This window comes from Bacteriovorax sp. DB6_IX, from assembly GCF_000447775.1.
Taxonomy (GTDB): Bacteria; Bdellovibrionota; Bacteriovoracia; order Bacteriovoracales; family Bacteriovoracaceae; genus Halobacteriovorax_A.
On sequence record NZ_AUNJ01000163.1, the window covers coordinates 1 to 2891 of the forward strand.

The following is a 2891-nucleotide window of genomic DNA, read 5'->3' on the forward strand; positions in this document are numbered from 1 at the left end:
AGATGGTTTTGCTTTAGAACAGTTCCACAAAGACTTAGCTCCAGTGATGCAAAAGACTTGGGATGTTGTTTTCAATTACTCAAACGATAGAGTTTCAACTCATCTTACATCGTTACTAAAAGCTAATTCTACCAAACATGTAGGAATTAGATTTAATGATACATGTGACATAGAGTACAGTAATGAATGGAGTATCTTATTTAATGATATTCTTACAGAAGTTAAATATACTCCAGTAAATTTCATTGATACTTATCACAATATTCTTTCCGTAAAAAACAATACTGATAATTTTGTTCTTAAAACAAAAGACGAGTATAACCACTCTGCTTATCAGAACTTTTTAGATATTAGAAAAATGGAGTCTGATGAAGACGATATCAAGATCGTTGGAATCCAAGTGACATCATCTACTTCGACTAAGATGCTTGTACACGAAGAACTCATCTCTTTAATTGATTCGTTATATATGCATACAAATCTTTTCCCTGTGCTCTTAGTTGCACCAACGGATGAGGAAAGACGTATTGCAAGTGTGATTAATGGGGAATTTAACAACTCTCTTGTTTCAATTGAATCAGATTTCTTAGCAATGAACTCAGTTCTTTTAAATCTTGATCTACTCATCACACCTGATACAGCTGTAAAACACCTGGCGGATTTAACGGATCTTCCAGTTATTGAGTATTCACTTGGTGAAAGTCCCCTATTTAAACAAGGGACAACAAATACTGAAAGCTTAATTATCTCTCCAATTGTTACTAAGAGATCGTTTAGCAAGTCAGAAGTTGAAAATTCACTAGAACTTCAAAATCAAAATGTACTTATAACATCTGAAGATATCATGGCGCTAGTAAGATACTCTCTTTTTAAAGAAGATATCTCTTCACATGAATTTCAAAATGACGTCACAGTGTATAGACCGAACAAAGATATTCTAGGTACAAAATATACATACCTAGCGGGGTCATTTGATCCACTGGCCGAAACAGAGAGACTCGCTTCTAGACAGTTAATTATGAAAAAACTGTTAAGCAAGGACGACACTAACCTATATGGTGAAATGATCACTTTAGACATTGAAACGTCAAAGCAGTGGCTTAATGAGTGTAAGGATTTAATTACAGATATATCAAAATCTTTATTGGCCACCCTAAGATCATTACTTCAACTTGATAACTCAAATGAAAAGATGAGAGCTTTTGTTCTAAACCTTACTGAATTATGTGAATTCTGTGAATGTGATTCTCAATTTATGAGAATACCTCTCTTAAGATTCCGCTCAAGGCTTGAAGCTCTAAATACATCAGATTTCTTAAACTCTTCAAGAGAAGTTGAAGGACTTCTTTATGAGCTTAAATCTGATATTCAACACCAAGTTGAAATTATTAAAATTACACAAGAGAAGATAAGAAACACTGCAGATATTGCAAGAGCAAGCTCTGCAAAGGAAATCTAGATGAAACCGGATACACCAGAGAAGTTCAAGAAGGACTTATTCGACAAAATGAATCTTGTTCAAAAGAACTTAAACGAGAAAGGACAATTGTCAGAAGAAGAAGTAGCTTTTCTTCTTATGAGTTCGATCTTAGAAGAGGAAGGTTAAGATGAGTGCTGAAAAAGTTCTACAGGTTCCGCCACAGGAAGAGAAGAAGACTATAGCACTAATTCAAATAACTAGAATTGGTGATATCCTACAAACTTGCCATACAGCTAGATTACTAAAAATCAATCACCCAAATTTTAAGATTATATTGGTAGCTAGGAAACAATTTGTAGAGCCAATCCGTTTTATTGCTGAGCAAGTTTTCGACCAAATCCACGCAATTGACTTCAAGGGTTCGATTAATCTAACGGATGGTGTTGAAGGTTCAACTAAGAATCTTTTAAACCAAGTAAAAGAGATTAATGCTCAGAATATTTCAGCGAGTATCAATCTCTCATTTTCTAAAACGTCTTGTTATTTTCATGCATTAATCAAAAGCTCTCATAAGCTAGGGCCATATTTCGACTTAAGTCATAATAAAATTATTCAAGATAAGTGGTCACAATACCTCTACTCATCAGTTATGAGAGGTGATTTAAATCCATTTAATCTTGTTGACCTATTCGGAAGTATTGTTGGTGTTAATAAAGCTAATACTCACCTATCAAATAAAGAATATAGCCAAGAAAAGAAAACTAATATCTTACTTCACCCATTTGCATCCTTAGATAAAAAGAGATGGCAAGAAAACAAATGGACAGAAGTTATTTTCAAGCTTTTAAAAGAAAGAAAAGATTTAAAAATATATATTGCTGGTAGTCGTCACGACCAAGCTGGATTCGATAAAATTATTTCGAACCCTATTCTAGCGGATCTAAAAAACAGAGTTATACCTCTACTAGGACAACCACTAACAGAGCTTTATAAGAAAGTTGATTCTAGCTTTCTTTTTATTGGGCACGATTCAATGGTGTCTCATCTCCTAAGCTTTAAGAATGTGAAAAGTCTTACAGTTTCACTAGGTACAGTAAGACCACAAGAAACAGCGGCCTACGCTTTGAACAACTATATTTTAAGTCCTAAAACAAAGTGTTTCCCTTGTTTTCCGGATACAAAATGTGATTTCTACCAATGTCATGCAGACATCCCTTATCAAGCCGTTATCAGCATGACAAACCAGTTACTTGATGCAAATTCAATTAATACTGAGCAGTTAAAAAAAGATGTTAGTGCATTTCACTTAAACTCTATTACGATTAACAAAACATCAGTCAATAAAGTAGGCCAATTAACATTGAAGAATGTTTTAGAAGATGAATTATCGGCAAGAGAAATTTATCGTTCATTCTATCAAATCATTTGGTCTTATTGTTTTAGTGAAATCGATCTCAACCTTAATACTCCA

General features: G+C 33.7%; 3 protein-coding genes. All 3 read left to right on the forward strand.

The features are described 5' to 3' along the window. Nucleotides 1–1459: glycosyltransferase family 9 protein (locus tag M901_RS04760; protein ID WP_021277049.1), on the forward strand; the 1459-nt coding region annotated here is incomplete at its 5' end. Further along, nucleotides 1460–1606, forward strand: coding sequence for a hypothetical protein (locus tag M901_RS17425; RefSeq protein WP_021277050.1), 147 nt, complete (start codon nucleotides 1460–1462; stop codon nucleotides 1604–1606). Nucleotide 1607: 1 nt separating this feature from the next. Beyond that, a partial coding sequence (locus tag M901_RS04765; RefSeq protein ID WP_021277048.1) for a glycosyltransferase family 9 protein occupies nucleotides 1608–2891 on the forward strand: 1284 nt, incomplete at its 3' end.

Bases quoted from the DNA above. Each gene is read 5' to 3' on its own strand.
- M901_RS17425 (WP_021277050.1), top strand. From the start codon at position 1,460: ATGAAACCGGATACACCAGAGAAGTTCAAGAAGGACTTATTCGACAAA.